General features: G+C 60.7%; 13 protein-coding genes, 2 pseudogenes and 1 other annotated feature. Of the genes and pseudogenes, 10 read left to right on the top strand and 5 right to left on the bottom strand.

Annotated elements, in window-relative coordinates:
* Positions 1-132 precede the first annotated feature (132 nt).
* Positions 133-1,221 (top strand): methyl-accepting chemotaxis protein, encoded by a 1,089-nt coding sequence (locus PBT88_RS10460; RefSeq protein ID WP_270079106.1) that lies wholly within the window; start codon positions 133-135, stop codon positions 1,219-1,221.
* Here the strand turns inward: PBT88_RS10460 and PBT88_RS10465 are convergent.
* The 4 genes and pseudogenes from PBT88_RS10465 to PBT88_RS10480 all read right to left on the bottom strand — a co-directional run.
* A pseudogene (locus PBT88_RS10465) lies at positions 1,188-1,391 on the bottom strand (IS630 family transposase); the annotation flags it as partial. The gene PBT88_RS10460 and the pseudogene PBT88_RS10465 overlap by 34 nt on opposite strands.
* A 563-nt stretch (positions 1,392-1,954) precedes the next feature.
* Positions 1,955-3,223 (bottom strand): GGDEF domain-containing protein, encoded by a 1,269-nt coding sequence (locus tag PBT88_RS10470; RefSeq protein ID WP_270079107.1) that lies wholly within the window; start codon positions 3,221-3,223, stop codon positions 1,955-1,957.
* Between the two features lie 167 nt (positions 3,224-3,390).
* Complete coding sequence (locus PBT88_RS10475) at positions 3,391-5,754, bottom strand: bifunctional diguanylate cyclase/phosphodiesterase (RefSeq protein ID WP_270078483.1); 2,364 nt, start codon at positions 5,752-5,754, stop codon at positions 3,391-3,393.
* Between the two features lie 252 nt (positions 5,755-6,006).
* Positions 6,007-6,213 carry a hypothetical protein gene (locus PBT88_RS10480; protein WP_270079108.1) on the bottom strand — a complete coding sequence of 69 codons (207 nt, stop codon included), beginning with the start codon at positions 6,211-6,213 and terminating at the stop codon, positions 6,007-6,009.
* Positions 6,214-6,433: 220 nt separating this feature from the next.
* Here PBT88_RS10480 and PBT88_RS10485 point away from each other — a divergent pair.
* The 6 genes and pseudogenes from PBT88_RS10485 to PBT88_RS10510 form a co-directional block, all read left to right on the top strand.
* Positions 6,434-6,805 (top strand): annotated as a pseudogene (locus tag PBT88_RS10485) (Ti-type conjugative transfer relaxase TraA); the annotation flags it as partial.
* Between the two features lie 131 nt (positions 6,806-6,936).
* The gene (locus tag PBT88_RS10490; protein WP_270079109.1) at positions 6,937-7,422 is read left to right on the top strand and encodes a DUF6118 family protein; all 486 of its coding nucleotides are present in this window, start codon (positions 6,937-6,939) and stop codon (positions 7,420-7,422) included.
* Positions 7,423-7,815: 393 nt separating this feature from the next.
* Positions 7,816-11,253 (top strand): response regulator, encoded by a 3,438-nt coding sequence (locus PBT88_RS10495; RefSeq protein WP_270079110.1) that lies wholly within the window; start codon positions 7,816-7,818, stop codon positions 11,251-11,253.
* A gap of 4 nt (positions 11,254-11,257) precedes the next feature.
* Complete coding sequence (locus PBT88_RS10500) at positions 11,258-12,082, top strand: CheR family methyltransferase (RefSeq protein ID WP_270079111.1); 825 nt, start codon at positions 11,258-11,260, stop codon at positions 12,080-12,082.
* Positions 12,079-12,654, top strand: a complete 576-nt coding sequence (locus PBT88_RS10505; RefSeq protein ID WP_270079112.1) for a chemotaxis protein CheB — start codon at positions 12,079-12,081, stop codon at positions 12,652-12,654. The genes PBT88_RS10500 and PBT88_RS10505 overlap by 4 nt, the downstream gene beginning before the upstream one ends.
* The gene (locus PBT88_RS10510) at positions 12,651-13,811 is read left to right on the top strand and encodes a hybrid sensor histidine kinase/response regulator (RefSeq protein ID WP_270079113.1); all 1,161 of its coding nucleotides are present in this window, start codon (positions 12,651-12,653) and stop codon (positions 13,809-13,811) included. The genes PBT88_RS10505 and PBT88_RS10510 overlap by 4 nt, the downstream gene beginning before the upstream one ends.
* 188 nt (positions 13,812-13,999) lie before the next feature.
* Here the strand turns inward: PBT88_RS10510 and PBT88_RS10515 are convergent.
* Positions 14,000-15,228, bottom strand: a protein-coding gene (locus PBT88_RS10515) for an IS3 family transposase (protein ID WP_270077083.1) whose coding sequence is annotated in 2 segments (ribosomal slippage) — positions 14,000-14,940 and positions 14,940-15,228 — 1,230 coding nt in all. Because the reading frame shifts where the segments join, the coding sequence is not laid out codon by codon here.
* Positions 14,831-14,947 (bottom strand) — a sequence feature (AL1L pseudoknot). (Overlaps the previous gene by 117 nt.)
* 430 nt (positions 15,229-15,658) lie before the next feature.
* On the opposite strand from PBT88_RS10515, the gene PBT88_RS10520 reads away from it, so the two are divergent.
* From PBT88_RS10520 to PBT88_RS10530, 3 genes are read left to right on the top strand one after another with little or no spacing between them, the layout of a single operon-like run.
* Positions 15,659-16,528 carry a hypothetical protein gene (locus PBT88_RS10520; protein ID WP_270079114.1) on the top strand — a complete coding sequence of 290 codons (870 nt, stop codon included), beginning with the start codon at positions 15,659-15,661 and terminating at the stop codon, positions 16,526-16,528.
* Positions 16,525-17,022, top strand: a complete 498-nt coding sequence (locus PBT88_RS10525) for a hypothetical protein (protein WP_270079115.1) — start codon at positions 16,525-16,527, stop codon at positions 17,020-17,022. The genes PBT88_RS10520 and PBT88_RS10525 overlap by 4 nt, the downstream gene beginning before the upstream one ends.
* Positions 17,022-18,482 carry a HEPN domain-containing protein gene (locus tag PBT88_RS10530; RefSeq protein WP_270079116.1) on the top strand — a complete coding sequence of 487 codons (1,461 nt, stop codon included), beginning with the start codon at positions 17,022-17,024 and terminating at the stop codon, positions 18,480-18,482. Before PBT88_RS10525 ends, PBT88_RS10530 begins: the two co-directional genes overlap by 1 nt.
* Positions 18,483-18,490 lie beyond the last annotated feature (8 nt).

Below are 18,490 nucleotides of genomic sequence, written 5' to 3' on the forward strand. Positions count from 1 at the left end.
TATTGGATTTCAAGTCTTTCTATGCAACAAAGTTCGTAAATTAGCCTGCTCGCCCGTTAGTCTATGGCGACTCGGCGCAGAGCCGATTCCGTTCGGCAAAAGGAGAGGGGTTGTATCGAGGAAAGGTGATAAATGCCCCGTCGCATTCGTTCGTTGCTCAATGCGCTCAGTGAACAGGTTACCGATCATGCGAAACAGGCCGAGACCATTGCCGGTAGGACGAATCTTCTCGCGTTGAATGCGACGATTGAAGCGGCGCGAGCGGGCGACGCTGGCCGGGGCTTCAGTGTTGTCGCCCAGGAGGTCAAAAACCTGGCCGGGCTCGCAAGGGCTTCTGCCGCCAGCTTTCGGGACGAGGTCCTGAAGGACTTGCAACACGGCACCGCTATTGCCGACGAGCTCGCGAGAAACATAGAAGGTGGCCGCCTCGTCGAGCTGGCGCAATCGATCGCGGATGCTCTTTCCCGGACGATATATGACCGATCGATAGACGTACGAATGCTGGCCACCGACTATTCCGTTGTCGAGGCTCTAATTACGGATAACTCTCCCCCGCGTGCGCAGTTCAGGGCGATGAACCGGCTCAGATCTCTCCTCTCTTCTTCGCCTTATTTTCTTAACGCATTCCTGGTGAACACGTGCGGAGACGTCGTCGTTTGCGCACATGAGAACGCAGCGGTCAAGAACGAGAATTTCGGTGCGTATGACCAATTTCAGCGCGCGATTTCGGCGCCTGCGTCTATCGAATGGATGACGGACGAGGTGTGGGATAATCCATGGTCCGATCATCGCAAAGTTTTGATTTACGTGGCGCCCGTGCGTGACGAAAATTCCACTGTCGGCGTCTGTTATCTTGAATTCGATTTTGAAGGGCAAGCGAATGCCGTGATGAGCGTGATCAATAAGGCTTCCGCCGACGCTGTCGCATCGATCGTGGACCTGCATGACAGGGTTCTGGCGACGACCGGAGATTACACCTACCATGCCAGGCACCCTCACGCGGTCCCTGGCACGGAGGCCGTAATCCGCACCTCTGATGGTCTCACTATCGCTCAGGCGACGGTTGCCTCCGATCACGGGATAAGCGGCCTCAAATTCAGATGCATTATTGAAGAATTCGTGGCAACCGATGACGAGATTGCCCGCACGCTGGCAACGCGCCGCGCCCAAGCTAGAGTAGAATCCGATCACTCGAGTTCATATCCTGCGGCTGTGAAGTAGTTTCGGCACTCAGCCGGGGAGAAGCGGGGCAGTGCGTCGCGGATCGCATCCCAGAGGTCTTGGATGTTTCGGGCGAAAGTCCCGTGCAGAATGGCTTTGAGTTTGGAGAAATCTTTGTCGATCGGGTTGAAATTTCGCGAGTAGGGCGGAAGAAAAAGCATCTGCGCGCCTGGCACTTCGCTCGCGTGGAGTGCGACCGTGTTATGGTCCGCGCGCTCGCGCTCATCCTGGAGGAGCATCGCTTCCCCGATGCCCTCAAAGTCGGCGGCGAGAATCGGCAGAGGATCGAGACGCCGAGGCAGGTGAGATGACCATAGGGGGTGCGGGGCAGGTCGAGTGCGGCCTGCAACAGCGGTTTTCGCTCCCATCGTCATAAACCAAGAGACGGATGTTCTTCATCGCCGCCTCGTTCGTAGCCTATGAAAGACCATGGTCACGGGAGACCACACTCCAAAGGGGATAGTAACTATGACCACGTTTGCGGATGGCTGCTTTTCAACTGCATCGGCAGCGACATTGGCGATTTCCATTGCCGAATCGCTCGAATATCTTGAGCACATCATCCTCGGGTCGTCCCGCTAAAATCCTTCAGTACCGACCTCTCTGAATCCCAGAGTCTTCATCGGCCGACTGTCCGTGAAAGCCGCAATCAATAAGCAGCTAATGCCATGTCACTGATGGCAAAGGTCAGGGCTTTGGCAGCATATCCTTCAGATACTGGCATGTTTGGCGGTTAGGTGACGCTCTCCAAGGCTACTGCGCCGCGACGATCAGCCGAAACGACCCGATTCCTTCCAGTCTGCTTCGCGGCATACAATGCCCCATCCGCAGCCGCCACGAGTTCATTGGCCTTCGTGGCGTTGTCTGGCATGCTGGCAACGCCGAACGAGGCGGTCACGCGACATTGATGGTTGTCGGAGAGACTTTCGATCCGAGCTCTCAGGACGTTCGCTTTGGTCACCGCATCATCGAGCGAACAATCCGGCAAGATGACGAGAAGCTCCTCTCCACCATATCGGCAAGCGACATCGCAGGGACGGATCGCGCCGACGATGGCGCCGGCCACTTCGCGAAGTACCGCATCGCCAAGCGCATGGCCGTGTTCGTCATTGAGCAGCTTGAAATGATCGAGATCGATCATCACGACGGAAACGGGACTGCCATTACGCTCCGAGAGATTGACGCATCGCTCGAGGACATCCTCCATGTAGCGGCGATTATAGAGACCGGTTAGCGGATCCCGCAGAGCCTGGGTCCGGAGTTTTTCGCGCAAGGATATGTTTGATAGCGCAAGCGACATCGCATCGGCGACGGCTGCGGCCAGAGGCATGATCTCGTCGAGACGCGCCTCGCCTTCCTCGCCTCCGGATTGAACGCAAAGGAGGCCATAGACCTCGCCGCGCGCCATCATCGGAATTTCCAGGACCAGAATGCCAGCGGCCAGATGCTCACACCGCAGCGCGGCCGCGCCGACATGATTGACGTGCGGCTTTCCGCGCTTGAGGGCCCAACAATGCGAAGGCGACACCGTATCCGGTGGAAGATGATCCTCCGGCCACGCCCAGCATGTCGAGAGATCTAGCCGATCCCGCGAATTGTTGAATACATAGAGCGCGCCGCCAAATCCGGCTAGCAATTGCGAGGCGGTGGCGCGAAGCACCGCATTGGCATCATCATATCCGAGCGCGCTTTGCAGCATGTCGGTCATCTGGAACAGATTCTCGATGCGTCGGCGGGATTCCAGCGCGCTCGCAGCGTAGCGGCGCCGCTCCCCCATTTCCCGGATAGCCAGGGGCGCGCCCCGCGCCAAAGCAATCAGGCTGACCGCCAATGCGGCAATATCGATCCAGGAAAGCGCGTCGCCATACGAGCGCATGCCCCCGACATGGCCGAGGATGGTACAAACGAGACCGAGAACCAAGGCGAACAGAAGAATGATGGCCGCCCGGAAAACCCGACGATCTGATGCGGTGGTTTCGATACGGACTTCAGCTAGCTTCACGTCCTGATCCAGTACAGATACGGGTAGCGTTTTGTACCTTTGGTCCGTTAACCGTTCCTTCAAAGCCACTCCGATAAGACCAAAGTCTTATCGGAAGATTCCAGATTAATCGGTCGTTGGTTTTTTGGAGCAGATCCGGGCGTCTATCATATGCTCACGTAGCGTGATCAAGCCGCTTGCGCGCTTATTCTGCGAATCCCATCGAGGCTGGCGTCATGCAAAGCGGATAATCTTTCATCCATCTCTATGGTGGTGAGCGGTTTGCTGAAGAGGTAGCCTTGCAAATGTGTGCAGCCTGCTGCGACCAGGGCATGCATCTGCTCTTCCGTTTCGACGCCCTCGGCGACAATCCCCATGCCGAGTTGCTCGCCCAGGCCGACCACGGCCTGAACGATCGCGCGCGACGCGCGCGACGTCGTGATGTGATCGACAAACGATTTGTCGATCTTCACCTTGTCGAACGGGAAGCGCTGAAAGTAGCTCAGCGAAGAATAGCCGACGCCGAAATCATCCATGAGGATCTGGATGCCCAGTGCCCTCAGACGTTCGAGTTCCATGAATGTTCGCTCGACATCGCGGATCACGAGACCTTCGGTTACCTCGAGCTGGAGGCGATTGGCGGCTAGCCCCGTATCCTGGAGCACGCTCTCCACCGTTTGGGAGAGATCGCCGGACTGAAACTGCAGCGGTGACAGATTGACCGCCACACGAACGCTGGACGGCCACCATACGGCGTCGGAACAGGCGAGCCGCAGGAGCGCTTCGCCAAGCGTCCTGATCAGCCCACATTCCTCAGCCAGCGGAATGAAAACGTCAGGTGGTATCGGACCCTTTTTGGGGTGCGACCATCGAGCAAGTGCCTCCACACTCGTGATCTCGCCGGTCAGCGCCGATAGAACGGGCTGATAGACAAGCTTGATGTCGCCATCGGCGACAGCAGTCCGGAGATCGGCTTCGAGCGTACGTCGATCGCGTGACGCCTCATCCATCTCCGGATCGAAACAGCATACGCTGCCGCGACCTCGCTCCTTGGCGCGGTATAGCGCGAGGTCGGCGCATTGGCGTAGCTCACTAGTGGTCGTCGCGTCGGTGGGAGCCAGGACGATACCCACCGTCGCCCCGCAATATGCAACCACGGACCCGGCGGCGAAAGGCTGGCCGAGACGCTCGGTGACCTGCCGAGCAACATTGTCGGCCCGCTGCGCTGCTGTTTCCCCGATCAATATGATACCGAACTCGTCACCGCCGACGCGAGCGACAAAGTCATCGGGTCCTGCGATCGAGCGCAAGCGCTCCGCGACCTGGTTCAGCACTTCGTCGCCGACCAAATGTCCGAACTGGTCATTTACAGCTTTGAAGCGATCCAGATCAATGCTCAGCAAGGCGAGAGGCGTGCCTTCATCTGTGAGATGGCGCAAGCGATCGACATAGCTGCCGCGGTTCAACAGCCCGGTAAGCGAATCGTTGAACGCAAGCTTGCGGATTTTAGCCTCGGTGCGAAGACGTTCACGCTGATCTCGCACCGCGATCACGGTCTGGATCTTGTGGCCAAGGGCCAGTTCGCATCGCAGGACGCGGACCGGTACGATCCGGCCCGACAGCATGACGAGCCCGACTTCACGCTCTTCGCGCTCGGGAAGCCTCGAGAAATCGACATCGGGAAACAGGGCATCCACGCTGGTCCCAGCCAGTGTGCCCGATCCGTAGCCCGCGAGCTGTTCGACGCTGTCGTTGGCGGCTACGATCGCATTGCCCTGACAGATGAGCAGCCCTTCCAGGGCGACGTCGGCCAGTTCGCGAAGACGGCGCCGGTCTTGGCGGAGCCGGGCAACTGCTGCGAGGTCGAAGCGCCATCCGGTCAAAGCCAGGGCGATCAGAGCCAGCGACACACCGGCTACCACAGGCGTGATCGCCGCCGGCGAGACTGCGTCCGAGGGAAATGTCTTCGACGGATCGAACCGCAGGCGCATTGCCGCCATCCCGCAGAAGTGCAGCACGGCTATCGAGAACAGCAGCAGCGGGGCGGCGGTCCGTCTGACAGAGCGGGATCGGCTTCCAGCCGCGACCATGCCCAAACCGGACAGGGGCAGGCTGATCATGATCGAAGGGATCACCAGCCCTAGATTCCAGTAAACCTGTCCCTGAACGAGATAAGCGGCCTGACCGATATAGTGGAGCGCGGTGATGCCCAGACCCAATACGAGGCCGGCTAGAAAATGCATTTGCACACGACGGGTGCGTATCGAGATCGAGACGCCAACGCCAATCCCGGCAATTGCAGACGCCAACGAGGCAGCCGTCAGAAGCGGTTCGAAAGCCGAGGGCATCCCGGGCTTGAACGCGAGCAGCACGATGAAATGCGTCGCCCATGCCGTACATCCACTGGAGAGTACGCTGACGAGCCCCCATCGCATGCGCACTTTTCCCGTAGCGCGTGCGGCATGATGAGCGATTGCAAACGACGCGTAGATGCCGATCGCACAGACGACACCCGCCGCCGCAATGAGGCGGGGATCGTGCATGTTCTCCATGCAATCGAAGACGGATGCCAATAGGCCGATCATGTGGCGTAACTAGCCGAGGATTCTTAACAATGTGCGGTCTTGCGTGGGTTATCGCGCTTACCCACAGGCAGACTTTGCACCCATCAAACGGCGAGGCGCGGCCATCAAGACGCCCGCTGCTCGCCCGGGAAACGAAAGCTGCGAACCCAAAGGACGATTGATCTCGGTATCGACGATCGTGCTGGATAACTAAAAAATGACGAGCCGGACCGTTCGATCCTATTTCTTGTCGTTCTCGCGGCGGCGCAACTCGTTATCGATCGCCTCTCGGATGAAAAGCGCGATCTGGCGCTGCTTCCCTTGTAGCGCCTCGATTCGTTTGAGGGTCTCGACAGGTAGCCTGACCGTCGTCGGCTTCATTCCAAGTGGGGGGCGTCCCATGCTGGCATCCGTATGCGCAGGCGGAATGATCTCCAACATCTCCATCTCAAAAACTCCGGAAAAGACCTATACGACATCGTTTTTCCCATAAACGATGTCGTATATAATCTTTATGCGCCGCTAAGCGCAGCCCCCGGACGAAGGGTGGGCGAGGCGGCACGCGATTTGCCGGGCTGATGCCCGAGCCGGCCAAAGGAGGACGCGATGGGCGACTCGATCTACGACGCGATCTACAACCCCGAAGCGCTGATGGCGCGGGTAGGTCAGCCGCATCATTCTCACCTATACTAATGCCGAGGTCCGCGACTTCAACAAGGCGATGCGGAGCAGGCTTCGCGATGCCGGAGAACTGGACGACCAAGTCGCCCTTCAGATCGAGCGCGGCGAGCGGCATTTTGCATCCGGCGACCGGGTCATGTTCCAGCGCAACGAGCGCAGCCTGGAGGTGAAGAACGGCACGATCGAGCAGGTCAGCGACCGGCACATGGCGGTGCGCACCGACGTTGGCCGCTCCGTGTCGTTCGATACCAAGGGGCGGCTGGTCCGCACGCTGTCACGCGATCGCGCCAAGGATATGGCGAGCGACTACGAACGCGCCGATCCAGCCGCGCAATTCGCCGCACGGCGCGGGATCACGATCCTGCGCAATCGCCGGCAGGCGCTCGGGATCGAGATCGAGACCGGCCGTCGGCTCGCCCACGACCTGGCCAGCAGCGCGGGTATCGGACTGGGCTGGGGGCGCGGGATAGATTTGTAAAAGGAAGGACCATGGAGAACGCACAGCATCAGGACGGTCAGGTCGATCCGGCAACGGCGGCTTTCTCTCGCCTGGAAAGCGAGGTGGGCGAGGTCCACAAGCTGGTCGCCGCAAACGATCAGAGCATTACGCTCGGCCAGATCAGCGTCAGTCTCGAAAAGATGCGCAAAGCCGTCGAGGGCATAACCCGACAACCCGCGCTGGGGCTCTCGCCCGAGGCTATGTCGTCGCGGATCGTCGCTCCTGGTGAAACGGCGCGGAAGGCTGATAGCGCGACGATCGCGCAGGCAAGGGATCGGATCGATCGGGCCGCGCGAAACATGGAGGCGCTGGTCGGCACGGCGGCGACAATCCGGGAGCAGCGGCGGCGGCTTCTCTGGGGCTGCGGCGGGAGCGCGGTCGCCGGAATGTTGCTATGGTCCATAGTACCGGGCGTCGTCTCGCGGAGCATGCCCGAAAGCTGGCATCTTCGGAGCGGATGGCGGTGCGGGCGATGAGTGCGCCATCCATGTGGCAGGCGGGGACGCAGCTGCTGAAGGTCGACAGTCCGGCCGCCTGGGCAGGGCTGGCGGATGCCGCTACGATCTTGCAGGGCAATCGGAAGGCGATTAAAAATGTCGGAGCGATGCTTCGCGGAGGAGGGGGCGCGTATCGTGCAAGATGTTGATTAAATGATCGCCGAAGCATAAGTTGGATATAAAGCGGTATCCTCCAGATATGTCCTGATCACTCGCCTCGCACGTTTAACAGATCTACGTTTGTATCATATGTTTTAGGCTCGCTCCTGTTGGACGAGATTACGTCGGCGCGTTCCTCACAAAACCCTTTGCCACAGGCGTGGGCTTCGTCGATATGCAGGGTTGAGGGGGGCCTCTGATATCGAGGGGTGAATGCCATTGACGACCGTTCCGCGTTCCGCGGCCGCGCCGAAATCAGGTTTCGATTCGCGAACGGCCGCAGGGTTAGCGCTAGTCATCTTGTTCTTCATCGCCAGCGGCTGGGTCGCGATCTCGAACATCAAGACGCTTCGGGATGACGCCGCCCAGATCCAGCATTCGCACGAGGTCATCTCGTCGCTCGACGAGCTCCTGTCCTCCGTGCAGGACGCGGAGACGGGTCAGCGCGGCTTCCTTCTGACGAGCCGAGAACAATATCTCGCGCCCTATAACGAGGCGCTCGAGCGCACCGGCCCTAAACTTAATCAGATCGGAGCGCTCACGCGGGACAATGGCACTCAGCAGCAGAGGCTTGTGCTGCTGCGCCGGCACGTCGAGGCTAAGCTCGCTGAACTGAAGCAGACCATTGATCTGCGTCGCAGCGCTGGTTCTGCGGCGGCACTGGCAGTTGTTCTAACCGACCGAGGCAAGGTCGAGATGGACGCGATTCGCACCCAGCTCGATGAGATGCAGCAGGAGGAGGCACGGCTTCGGCAAGTCCGCCTGGACGACATGGCCGGTGCGTATCGTACGGCCTGGGTCAGCGGCGTCGCATCCTGCCTGCTCGGGGTCGCCCTCACTCTTCTCGTCGGTTTCCTGATTCGCCGTGTGGCTTTGGCGCGCGAGCGTCAGCAGTGGCTGCAGTTCGGGCAGGCAGAGCTCGCATCCGCTATGTTGGGAGATCCTGCCACGGATCGATTGGGTGACAGCGTCCTTTCGTTCTTAACCCATTATCTTGGCGCGCATGGCGGGGTGTTGTTTGCCGGCGAAGGCAACCATTATCGTCGGGTGGCGACGCATGGTGTCCCTGCGGACGCGCGAATCGTCGAGCGTTTCGCCATTGGCGATGGTTTGCTCGGCCGCGTCGCTACCGATCGCGAGGCTGTCGTCGTGTCCGATATCCCGGACGACTATCTGGCCATCGGATCCGCCCTCGGTCAGGCAAAGCCCCGGCATCTCACCATCTCGCCAGCCTGTGCCGACGAAATCGTTCAGGGCGTAATTGAACTCGGATTTCTGCAACCTGTCGGTGACCATGTCCTGGCTTTTCTCGATCAGGCGTCGATTGCGATCGGGACGGCGCTTCGATCGGCGCGCTTCCGCACCGAGCTGCAGAACCTGCTCGAGGAGACGCAGCGGCAATCGGAAGAGCTGCAGGTCCAGAGCGAGGAACTACGGGTTTCCAACGAAGAGCTGGAGGAGCAGGGCAGGGCGCTCAAGGAATCGCAGGCGCGCCTCGAACAGCAACAGATCGAGCTCGAGCAGACCAATGCGCAACTTGAGGAGCAGGCTCAGCAGCTCGAAACCCAGCGCGACGATCTTGCCAAGTCGAATTCGGTCGTCGAACTGAAGGCGCGCGAGCTTGAGCAGGCCAGCCGATATAAGTCGGACTTCCTCGCCAACATGTCGCACGAGCTGCGCACGCCCCTTAATTCGTTGCTCATCCTCTCCAAGCTGCTTGGCGACAATCGCGACGGCAATCTGTCGGACGAGCAGGTCAAATTTGCTCAGACCATCCAGTCGTCGGGCAATGACCTGCTGACACTGATCAATGACATCCTCGATCTGTCGAAAATCGAGGCCGGCCACGTCGAGGTTCGCCCTGAGACGGTGCCGCTGAAGGGTTTCGGCGCGGATATGCGTCGGCTGTTCCAGCCCATTGCCGACGAGCGCGGCCTTAAGATCGATATTGAGGTAGACGACGGATGTCCCGAGGCGATCGACACGGATCGGCAGCGGCTGGACCAGATTCTGAAGAACCTGCTGTCCAATGCGTTCAAGTTCACCGAGACGGGCGGCGTCACGTTGAAGATCGCCTGCCATGGTGATCGGGTCACCCTCACCGTCGCCGATACCGGCATTGGTATCGCCGAGGATCAGCAGCGCGCGATCTTTGAGGCGTTCCATCAGGCGGATGGAACGATCAGCCGGAAATATGGCGGCACAGGGCTCGGCTTGTCGATCTCGCGCGAGCTGGCGCGCCTACTCGGCGGCAGCATTTCCCTTCGCAGCAAAGCAGGTGAAGGCAGCCGCTTCACCCTTGATATCCCGATCGCCTACGATCCGTCGCTTGTCGCAGCACGCGAAGAGCCCACAGCGCGTCCTGCGGCTGTGTCCGAGAACGCGTCACGACCGACAGCTTCCGCAAAACCGGCCATGCTGCCGCGCCGCGTCGCGGATGATCGTAACGTTCTCGGATCCGGGAAGCGCGTCCTTCTCGTCGTCGAGGATGATGCGAGCTTCGCCGGCATTGTTCGCGACCTTGCCCATGAAATGAGCTTTCAGTGTCTTGTCGCGGGCACGGCGGAGGAGGCACTTCAGCTCGCGCGTCAATATAAGCCGAGCGCCGTTGTGCTCGATGTCGGCCTGCCGGATCAGTCTGGCCTGGCCGTACTCGACCGTTTGAAGGCAGACGTGGCGACCCGGCATATTCCGGTGCATGTCGTGTCCGGTGCCGACCACAGTCAAACCGCCCTTGCGCTGGGCGCGATCGGCTACCTTGTGAAGCCGGTCAAACGCGAGGAATTGGCCGACGTGCTGGAGGCGCTGTCGGCTAAGCTTTCGCGCAGCGTCAGGCGTGTACTGATCGTCGAGGACGATCCGGTCCAGCAGGATGCTGTCTCCAAGCTGCTTTCCTCAAACGATGTCGAGACGGTCGGCGCTTCGACCGCCGCCGAGTGTCTGGAGCGGCTGCGCGATGAGACGTTCGACTGCATGGTGCTGGACCTCAGCCTGCCCGATGCGTCCGGCTATGCACTGCTGGAAAAATTGCATGAGGACGGCAGCCATGGCTTCCCACCGGTCATCGTCTACACAGGGCGGGACCTAACGGCGCAAGACGAGCAGAAGCTGCGTCGCTATTCGGATTCTATCATCATCAAGGGCGCGCGTTCCCCCGAGCGGCTGCTCGATGAGGTGTCGCTGTTCCTTCACCAGGTGGTGACCGATCTGCCGCCCGAGCAGCAGAAGATGATCCAGAAAGCCCGCAACCGCGACGCCTTGCTGGAAGGGCGTCGCATCCTCGTGGTCGAGGATGATGTCCGTAACATCTACTCGCTGACCAACATCCTCGAGCCTCGTGGCGCCGTGATCGAGATCGCCCGGAACGGCCGCGAGGCGATCGAAGCGCTCGACAAGGCAGTCGAAGCAGGCGGCGATGCGATCGACCTCGTCCTCATGGACGTGATGATGCCGGTAATGGATGGCCTCACCGCGACACGTGAAATCCGCAAGGACTCGCGGTGGAAGAAGCTGCCGATCATCACGCTCACGGCAAAGGCCATGCCGGATGATCAGAAGCAATGTGTTGAGGCCGGTGCGAGCGACTACATGGCCAAACCACTGGATGTGGACAAGCTACTCTCGCTCGTCCGCGTCTGGATGCCGCGCTGACGCCATGTCCGACATCATCGAAGACATCGAAATCCGGCTTCTGCTGGAAGCGCTTTATCAACGCTTCCACTATGATTTTCGTGATTATGCCCAGGCTTCGATCCGGCGACGGCTGCGGCAGGCCCGTGATCAGCTGGGCTTTGCGAACTTCTCGGCGTTGCAGGAGCATCTTCTGCACGACGACGACATGCTGCCACGGCTGCTCGGATATCTCACCGTCCAGGTCAGCGAGATGTTCCGCGACCCAAGCTTCTTCCGGACGATCCGTGAGAAGGTGGTGCCGCATTTGCGGACCTATCCTTCGCTTAAATTGTGGGTTGCGGGTTGTAGCGCCGGCGAGGAGCTATACTCCTACGTCATCCTCTTTCGGGAGGAGGGCTTGGAAGACCGGACCCTCTTCTACGCGACGGATATCAGCGAGGAGGCCCTGGCGGCCGCTTCCCGCGGTATCTATTCGCTCGATCGCATCCGCACTTTCACTGAGAATCACCGAGCTTCCGGCGGCAAATCGTCGCTGTCGGACTATTACACGAGTGCTTATGGTAATGCGGTTTTCGACAAGAGCCTGCGTGATCGCGTTGTGTTTTCCGATCATAGCCTCGTCACCGATGCCGTTTTCGGCGAGATGCAGTTTGTTTCCTGCCGTAACGTGATGATCTACTTCAATCGCGAGTTGCAGGATCGTGCCATCGGTTTGTTCAATGACTCACTCATGCGCAACGGCTTTCTCGGCCTTGGTTCCAAGGAAAATCTGCGCTTTTCCCGCCACGCCGACGCCTTCACCGATTTTGTCCGCGAGGAGAAGATTTACCAGAGGCGGGAGCAATGAGCGGCGTTTTACCACGTGCCGTGGTCATCGGAGCCTCGGCCGGCGCGCTGCAGGCACTCTCGCAAATCCTCCCCGAGCTTCCGGCGGACTTCCCCGTTCCGGTTCTCATCGTCGTCCATGTTCCGGCCGATCGCCGAAACATGCTGGCCCCCTTGTTTCAGGCGAAGTGTCGGATGCTTGTCCGCGAGGCCGAGGATAAGGAGCCTGCAATGGCGGGGACCATCTACTTTGCGCCGCCAGGCTATCATCTGCTCGTCGAAGCGGATGGATCGCTATCGCTTTCAAGCGATGAGGAGGTGCTGTATTCGCGCCCCTCGGTCGACGTCCTTTTCGAAAGCGCCGCCGACGCCTATGGGCCGAACGTCGTTGGGATCGTTCTTACGGGGGCCAATCCTGACGGCGCGCAGGGATTGAGGGCGATCTGCGAAAGCGGTGGCACCGCCATCGTCGAAAACCCTGCCGATGCCTATGCGGGTACGATGCCAGAGGAAGCGCTCAAAGCATGCCCGAAAGCCCATGTGCTAGCACTTGGCGAGATCGCAGCCCATTTGTTGAGAGTATGCCCGGCATGACGGCCGATCTTGGTAAGGTATCGTTTCTTCTCGTCGATGATCTGGAGGAGAATCTTGTCTCGCTGGAAGCGCTTCTCAAGCGCGAGGATTTGACCATATTAAAGGCCCGTTCTGGAGAAGATGCGCTCGAACTTCTGCTCCGACACGACGTGGCGCTGGCGTTGCTCGACGTGCAGATGCCGGGGATGGACGGTTTCGAATTGGCAGAGTTTTTGCGCGGCAGCGAGCGCACGCGGCATATCCCGATCATTTTTGTGACAGCCGGCAGTGCAGATCAGCAACGGCGCTTTCGGGGCTATGAAGCCGGCGCGGTCGATTTTATCCAGAAGCCGATCGAGGCTGATATTCTCCGTAGCAAGGCGACCATCTTTTTCGATCTCTATCGTCAGCGCCAGGAGATAGCCTCTCAACGCGACAAGCTGGCCGAGGTCAGCCAAGCCCTCCGCGATGCCGATCGGCGCAAGGACGAGTTCCTCGCCGTGCTGGGGCACGAGCTTCGTAATCCGGTGGCAGCGCTCGGTGCCGGGGTTCATCTTCTTCAGAAAGCTCAATCGCCAGATCGGGCGGCCGCGATCTGCATGCAGATGGATCGGCAGCTCTTCCATCTGTCGCGCCTGGTCGAGGATCTCCTCGATATCGCACGGATCAGCGAGGGCAAGATCTCGCTCCAGAAGCAACCGATCGAACTCGCAACGATTTTGCAGTCCGCGATCGAAGCCGGTCAGCCCAAATTGGAGGCCGCGGGTCACGAATTCACCGTAGCCATCCCGGATGAGCCTATATGGTTGGAGGCCGACCATACGAGGTTGGCACAGGTGGTGTCCAATCTGCTCAACAACGCCGCCAAATATACTCTGCCGGGCGGGTCCGTATCGCTTACGGCACGTCAAGCGGACGGCCACGTCCAGATCGATGTGGCAGACAATGGGATGGGCATTCCCCCGGAGATGCAGTCGCAAATCTTTCAGATTTTTGCTCAGGTTGACGCGCATCGCGAACAATCGGCCGGCGGCCTAGGTATTGGGCTCGCGCTCGTCCATCAATTGGTCGCGCTTCATAACGGCTCGATCGCTGTCAAAAGCGAGGGGCACGGCAAAGGCAGCACCTTCACTGTGAGGCTGCCCGTTGAAAACACTGCGGCACAACAAAAGCCGTGAGGCCGGCCGCGCGATATCATGTGCGGTCTGGATCTCCAAGGCCTCACCAAGGGATTGATGATCCTCCCCCGCTCGAGTTGCGCACACGGCTGAGAGGCGACGGCTCTCGCCAGCCGTCGTGAATGAGTTCGTCGATTCGATCAGCGGAATGAACCGCCCCGGGTTTACCGGAGGCGTTGGGTTGTGAGTCACGCTGCCATATCGATGGTGTCTGCGGCAGCATAATATTGATCTTCGGCTTCGGCAGGCGGGATGTTGCCGATAGGCTCCAGCAGCCGACGATGGTTGAACCAGTCGACCCATTCGAGCGTGGCGTATTCGACGGCTTCGAAACTGCGCCACGGCCCACGCCTATGGATCACTTCGGCCTTGTAGAGGCCGTTGATCGTCTCGGCCAAAGCGTTGTCGTAGCTGTCTCCGACACTGCCGACCGACGGCTCGATCCCGGCTTCGGCAAGGCGCTCGGTGTACTTGATGGACACGTATTGCGACCCGCGGTCGCTATGATGGATGAGGCCGCCCCGATGAGCCGGCCGGCGATCATGAAGCGCCTGCTCCAAGGCATCGAGAACGAAGCTGGCATGCGCCGTCCTGCTGGCCCGCCAGCCGACGATCCGCCTGGCATAGGTGTCGATGACGAAGGCGACGTAGACGAACCCCGCCCAGGTCGCGACATAGGTGAAGTCCGACACCCACAGCATGTTCGGCGCCGGCGCGTAGAACCGGCGGTTGACGTGATCGAGTGGGCACGGCGCCGCTTTGTCGCTGATGGTCGTGCGCACCGGCTTGCCCCGGATCACTCCTGCCAAGCCCATCTCTCGCATCAACCGCGCGACAGTACAGCGGGCGACCGGAAAGCCTTCCCGCATCATCTGCCGCCAGACCTTGCGCACGCCGTAGACCGCGAAGTTCTCGGCGAACACGCGCGCGATCTCCGGCTTCAGGGCGACATCCCGCTGCGCCCGCGCCGATAGGCGTGTTGGATCCTGTCGCTGCGCGACGCGCTCGTGATAGGTGGATGGGGCGATCGGCAGAACGCGGCAGATCGGCTCGACCCCATAGGCATCGCGGTGATCGTCAATGAAGGCGATCATCGCCGGAACGGGCGGTCGAGCTCCGCCTGAGCAAAATACGCTGACGCCTTGCGCAGGATCTCGTTGGCCTGTCGCAGTTCGCGGACCTCGCGCTCCAACGCCTTCACCTTGTCGGCAACCTCTGTCGGGACGCCCGCCCGCTTGCCGCTGTCGACCTCGGCCTTCTTCACCCACTCATGAAGCGTCTGCGGAACGCAGCCGATCTTTCCCGCGATCGAAACCACCGCCGCCCAGCGAGAGGGATAATCGCGCTCGTGATCGACAACCATCCGCACCGCCCGCTCGCGGACCTCAGGCGCAAATTTGTTCGTCGTCTTGCTCATACAGGCTCCACCTTCTCAGGAGTTGGAGCCTCCGGCAAACCCGGCGCGGTTCATTTGCACGTCAGACAAGTGCTTTTATACTGGGGCGATTACGGGGTTCGCAGGGTTTGCACCCGCTCCAGACGCTCAACTTCGCGTTCAAGCACTTCCCGTATGAACGCGGCGCGGCGCTTCGGTCCGACCAATGCATCAATGCGCCCGGCAAGCCCGTCTGGCAGTCGGACGTTTGTCGATTTTACTCCGAGCGGCGGTCTTCCCATTCCGGCTTGGTATCCAACCCTAGCCGGCTTTCAACCGCAAGCTGGATAAGCGGCACCGCTTATTGACATTTATCCACTAAGACCTGCATAAGCGGCACCGCTTACTGGGAATAAGCGAGAAACTTTGGTTGATGGTCTAACCGAATCGATCAGTGGGTGCGGAGGTGCGCATGTACGCTACCGGTCCTTTTTATAACGAGATCTACAACCCCGAAGCGTTGATGGCGCGGGTTGGTCACCTGAGCCGAAGCCAGCGCAGGGATATCGAGCATATCACGCGCATAATCCGGGTGAGCTTTGACGGCGCCGGCATTTTGCATCCGAAGCCGCGGATCACGAAGATCATGCTGACCGGTCGCTATGCCAGGCGGACGTGGGGGGAGGAAGAGGATCCGCTGACCACCCCGGCTTATGACGTCTGGATCATCGTCAACGATCGCCTGCTGAGCCGCAAACGCCTGTGGCAGGCGACCACGGCTCGGCTCGAAGCGGAACTGGGCGACCGATGCAGGGTCAACCTGTCGTTCACGTCTGCCGCCGCCTTGAAAGCCGGCAAGCGTAACGGCGACGAGTATATCCTCGAGCGTATGCGCTCCAGTATCACGCTCTATCGCGCCAAGCGCGACGATCCCATTTCGAGAAAAGGAAAGAGTGCCGGGACCTGGGCAGAAGCGTTGGCGAGCTACGAGGCCGGGCAAGCCGCGTTCCTGCCGGCGTCTGCCACCTTCCGTGATGCAGACCGCGACTATTTTGCGGCGGTGGCCGAGCACCGCGACGGCAAACCCATTTCAGAAGACCGCGCTCGCCAAATTCATGCCACGCTCGAAGCCGCCACCGCCGAAGAGAAGCGGCTTGGCACGATCGCCCATGGGGCGGGGCTGGCGCTGCTTCACACCCCCGCGCCAGACCTCGGCGCCGTCATCCGCAAGCTCGAACTGGTCCGCGACGAAGGTGATAGCGATGACCACGCCATCGTTTCCATCCTCGCCGATGTCCGCTGGATCGCGCGCCGCCTCGCGGAGCAGAGGAGGCGGCCATGACGGACGATACCGCGTTTACGCGGGCGGCTGGGGAGGGGCGCCGGCGAACCATGGCGCGCATCGGCCATCTCATCCCGCGAAAGCAGGTGGAGATCGAGCGCGCGGTGCGTCTACTGCGTGCCCATTTCATCAGCCACAGGCGGCGTGCGCCAAAGCGTGGCACCATTCACCAGATCATGCTGGTTGGGCCATATGCCAGGCCCGGCGATCGCCCATATCGTGAGAAGGGCGAGATCAACGGCTATGATCTGTGGGCGTTCGTCGATCACGCGGCCTATAAGGGCAAGAACCGCTATTGGGGTCTCGCCCAGCGTGCCGTGGCGATGGCACTGCGCGGTCGAGCAGAGATCACGCTGTCGGTCTTCACCATCGATGAGATCGATCGGCTGCGGCAAGCCCGCAATCGCTTCCTGACCGACCAATATGACGGCGGGGTGATCCTCTACGACAGGGCTGCAGATAGCGGCGTGCCCCCTAGCGGGGAGGACGGGTGATGCGCACCGACCTCGACCATCTGCCCTATGCCGTGCAGGAGGAACTGGACCACGCCACCCACATCCTGTTCGAGGAGTTTGCCGAGGCGATGTCCGGCAAGCAGGCCGCGCACCGCAAGGCCGGTCGCATCCTCAAGCTGATCCTGTTCGGTGCCTTTGCCGATCCCGACTGGAACGCTAGCGAAACCGGCGAAAGCATCGTCGCCTTCGACATACTCGTCGTCGTCAATCACGAGGAGCTCGCCGATGCCCACCGTTACTGGCGCTTCGCCATCGATCGGCTGTATCGCGGCTGGCAGGGCGGCACGCTGCGTCGGCCGGTTCGGCTGACATTGTCCAGCCTCGCTGCATTCAACGGCGCGCTCGTGAATGGCGTACCGTTCTTCACGGCGATCGCAGAAGGCGGGGTGGCCCTCTACCGGTTCAGCGACAGGCCGCTGGCGACGCCGCGTCACATGGCCGACGCCGAGCGCCATGCGCGGGCGCGTCGCGCTTTCGACAAATGGTTTCCGAAGGGCAGGGCGTTCCTCGCCGGTGCGCGCTTCTTCCGCGACGCCGGACAGAGCGCCATGGCGGCGCTGTTGCTGCATCAAGCCTGCGAGCATCTCTACCAGTGCGTCCTGTACACCGTAACGCTGCACGGCCGGCGAACGCATGCCTTGCACGAGCTCCGCGATCTCGCCGAGCAGCGGGACAACCGGCTTCGCGCGGCGTGGCCGGGCAACACCCGCTTCGAGCGACGGGCGTTCGGATGCATCCGCCGCGCCTATGTCGAAGCGCGCTACGGCGACCATTACCGGATCGCTGCCGATGAACTCGCATGGGCCATCGAGCGGGTTGAGGCGTTGCTGATGGCGGTTGCATCGATATGCGCTGAGCACCTTGGCGCTCTTCAACCTCCGACGCGTGCGCTCGTCCCATTCTCGTTGCCTTCGGGATGGGTAGCGGCAGCATCACGCCGCAGTCGGTCTGCGTTGCCACAAATGCGCAGAGTGCGTCCGGGCTTCCGCTGGAACCGACTCCGCTGTGAGGGCCGAGTTCGCCCGGATGTCACGCGCTCGTCGTGGCCACGTTGGTGGGAATTGGCAGTGTTCATCGCGATCGGCTTCGAGGGCGGTTTTGGCGTCAGCACATGGGTGGATCGCCATTATGTCCAGACCGCGCAGGTTTATGATTTCGGTGAGCCCCACCAGCCTGCCGATCCCACCGCGATCCTGGACTTCAACATCCGCGCGGCAACGGTGCTGGAGGCGGTGGGCGGTGTTGCCGAACGTGCCGGGTACAGGTTGCAGTCGAACGATGCGCTATGGGAGGCGCGCTGGACCGGCGCCTATCGCGCGAAGGCGACGACGTTCGATGCGCTTTCCGACATTCTCTACGGCACCGAGCTGTGCCCGGTGATCCGCGACGACCTGATCACCGTCCGGCAATGCCAAGGTGGTTCGAAGACCAGGTCTTGATCCGCGGC

Origin of the sequence: Sphingomonas abietis (assembly GCF_027625475.1) — a bacterium.
Taxonomy (GTDB): Bacteria; Pseudomonadota; Alphaproteobacteria; order Sphingomonadales; family Sphingomonadaceae; genus Solisphingomonas; species Solisphingomonas abietis.